General features: G+C 51.9%; 3 protein-coding genes. All 3 read left to right on the top strand.

Features of this window, described 5'->3' with window-relative positions; translation table 11 throughout:
• Window positions 1–1,156 (top strand): nucleoside recognition domain-containing protein (locus AB7U36_RS22160; RefSeq protein WP_428161772.1); only part of this gene is annotated, 1,156 nt, incomplete at its 5' end.
• A gap of 51 nt (window positions 1,157–1,207) precedes the next feature.
• The gene (locus AB7U36_RS22155; protein WP_428161771.1) at window positions 1,208–1,534 is read left to right on the top strand and encodes a hypothetical protein; all 327 of its coding nucleotides are present in this window, start codon (window positions 1,208–1,210) and stop codon (window positions 1,532–1,534) included.
• Between the two features lie 51 nt (window positions 1,535–1,585).
• Entirely contained in the window at window positions 1,586–2,407 is an 822-nt protein-coding gene (locus AB7U36_RS22150; RefSeq protein ID WP_428161770.1) for a DUF4198 domain-containing protein, read from the top strand.
• Window positions 2,408–2,639 lie beyond the last annotated feature (232 nt).

Raw genomic sequence — 2,639 nt, 5'->3', positions numbered from 1 at the left:
CCTGGCCAAGGTTCCCCTTTATGTGCTGCTGATTAATATCTACTTTGCCGCCCACAAGGGTTTGGCCATGTTTTATATTTCCACCATCAGCCTTCTTATGGTGCTGCCCGTGTCCAAATTTCTGACGGCCACCGTGCTCAAGGACAAACCCACCTCACCATTTGTCATGGAGATGCCCCCTTACCATTTGCCCACGTTCAGGGGGGTTGTGGGCCGGGCCCTGGAACGGGTGTGGATGTTCATTAAAAAAATCACCTCCATTGTGGTGGCACTGGCCGTGGTAATTTTTATCCTTTTGCAGTTCCCCGGCATTTCACCCCAGCGAAAAATTGACTTCCAGGCCCAAAGGGACACGGCCATTGCCCAATTCAGGAGCAGCATTGCCCGGACCCCCTACGCCGAAGTCCTTGCCGGGGACAAGCTTATGGAGATGGTGCTCTACTGGGAAACCTACAAGGATAAAAAGATGCTGGCAAAGGGTCCTGAAGCTACGGACGCCCTGAATGCAAAGTACCAGAAGATAAATCCGCAATTTTTTTCCATTGCCCAGCCCGGCACGGATAAGGTGGCCAGAAAGGTAAACAAATCCTTTAAAAAGCTGTTCAAAATCCGAACAGGACTGCTGCGGGAAATGCGCAAGGAAAGAATTGATACAAGCTTTCTGGGAAAGATGGGCCGGGCGCTTGAGCCTGTGACCCAATTTGCGGGATTTAACTGGCGGGTCAATGTGGCGCTGCTGTCAGCCTTTGCTGCCAAGGAAAGCTCCGTGGCCACCCTGGGCGCCTTGTATGAACAGGATGATGATGGCGGAGACGGCTCCCTGGAATCGCGCATGGCCAAAAGTGAAGACGGGTTTACCCCGCTTCATGCCCTGGCTCTGATGATGTTCATGGTACTTTACCCGCCGTGCCTGGCCACCTCCATTGCTGTTAAACTGCAGTCCGGATCTGTCAAGTGGATGCTGTTCGGCATGTTTTATCCCATGGTGCTGGGTATCAGTGCGGCCACATTAATATTTACCGGCGGCACCCTTCTGGGATTAAACGGGCTCCAGGCCATGGGCGTCTTTTACGCAATGGCCCTGGGCACAACCATTGCCACAGGCTTTATAAAACCAAAACCAGAATTTGACCATGCCCGGCAGGCCATTGCCTGAATGGCCTGCCGGACCAATTTTGCAAATTAACAAATTTACAAGGAGAAAAAAATGAAACTGAAATTGTATGTATTAATCCTTGCCGCCATGGTGTTTGGATTCTTTGTGACCCCGGTTTGCCAGGCCCATACCCCGTTGTGCTCCTGCTATGACAACGGCGACGGAAGTATAACCTGCGAAGGCGGATTTTCCGACGGATCTTCTGCCGCAGGCGTTGAAATGCGTGTTGAAGACGGTGCCGGAAAGGTGCTGGTCACTGGTAAAATGGATGACGACAGCGAATTTACGTTTAAAAAACCCGCAGGCGACTACAAGGTAGAGTTTGACGCCGGGGAAGGCCATAAAATCACCGTGGACGGCAAGGAAATCACCGAATAGCCCGGTCACTGCATAATACTTAAAACCGTTAAAAAGGAGAAAATTTTGAAAATGAAACATGTTATCACCACCATCAGCATCCTGGCCATCCTGTCCATCCTGGCATTTACTGTACCGGCATTTGCCCACTTTCAGATGATTTATACGCCTGAAGCAGCCCTTGAAAAGGGGGGCAAAATCCCTTTGGCGCTGGTGTTCACCCATCCCTTTGAAGCCGGTCACACCATGGACATGGGAACCCCGGAACAATTTTTCGTTGTCCGCTCCAGGGGGGAAAACGAACCGACGAGGACTGATCTGCTGTCCACCCTTAAACCCATTAACTGGACAAGCCTGACCAATTCCGGCAAAGCATATGAAACCGAATATACAGCCAGGGGCGGGGACCATGTATTCGGCCTGGTACCGGCACCCTATTTTGAGGCTGGAGAGGATGCCTATATCCAGCAGAGCACCAAAGTGATCGTCAATGTAGGCGGAGAGCCCGGGGCCTGGATGGAACCCGTAGGTCTTGACTGCGAAATCGTTCCCCTTTGCAAACCCTATGACCGCTGGACCGGCAATGTATTCCAGGGTAAAATCCTGTTCAAGGGCAAACCTGTTCCCAACGCCGAAATTGAGATCGAATTCATGAACCATAAGCCCTTGCTGGACAAAAAAGCATTTGCAAAGGAAGCTGCAGCAGTTGCCCCCCAGGACGCCTTTGTGCTGCAGACCATTTTTGCCGATGACAACGGCGTATTTACCTTTGGCATTCCCAAGGCCGGATGGTGGGGATTTGCCGCCCTTGGCCTGGACCCGGAAGGTTCCTATAAAGGCAAGGCGTGCTCCAGGGACGCCGTGATCTGGATCAAAGCTGTGGATATGAAGTAAATGCCGATTTTATTCGGCAGTTAAGGCATACACGAATCAGATGATGCTGCTTGTTACAATGGCCCTGGCCATGATTTTAAAACCGATGACCATGACCGGGGCCACCCCAGCTGGGATGAACGCATTTACTACCGGATGGTGAAAAAGCTTGGACTTTCACCAGGCCATCTGATCCGGCAGATGTCCTGCGGCCAGCGTTCCCAGGTGGTGCTGGGGCTTTTGATGGCCCAGC

This window comes from Desulfobacter sp. (assembly GCF_050177295.1).
The sequence above is the reverse complement of the archived record's forward strand: the minus strand, read 5'-3'. Positions and strand labels throughout refer to the sequence as shown.

Coding starts and splice junctions, on each gene's coding strand:
- AB7U36_RS22155 (WP_428161771.1), top strand. CDS start 1,208: ATGAAACTGAAATTGTATGTATTAATCCTTGCCGCCATGGTGTTTGGA.
- AB7U36_RS22150 (WP_428161770.1), top strand. CDS start 1,586: ATGAAACATGTTATCACCACCATCAGCATCCTGGCCATCCTGTCCATC.